The organism is Pseudomonas sp. SIMBA_068, from assembly GCF_046534705.1.
GTDB lineage: Bacteria > Pseudomonadota > Gammaproteobacteria > Pseudomonadales > Pseudomonadaceae > Aquipseudomonas > Aquipseudomonas putida.
The window spans coordinates 1-254 of the sequence record NZ_JAWRYI010001035.1 but is presented as its reverse complement, the minus strand read 5'-3'; the positions used below and the strand labels follow the sequence as shown (position 1 = coordinate 254).

Genomic DNA, 254 nt, shown 5'->3' with positions numbered 1-254 from the left:
AGAACAGCATCTCCAGCAGCATCGACAGCGTCACCTTGAACTTGCCACCGAACTCTTTCGCGCCCTTGGCCCAGATCAGGATGATGCTCAGCAGTTTAGGCAGGAACAGCAGCACAATGGTGGTGGAGAACAGCGCCACCGCCTTGTCCGGATGCCATTGCGGCCACAGCGGGTACAACTGGCGCGGCGCCATGAAGTACTGCGGCTCCATCAGGGTATTGACCGCCAGCAGCGCGGTCGACAACACCAGGAAG

At 59.8% G+C, this 254-nt stretch carries 1 protein-coding gene; it reads right to left on the bottom strand.

From position 1 onward, the window contains the following. The coding region (locus SB756_RS32580) for a hypothetical protein (protein WP_410913577.1) at positions 1-254 on the bottom strand (254 nt) is incomplete at both ends.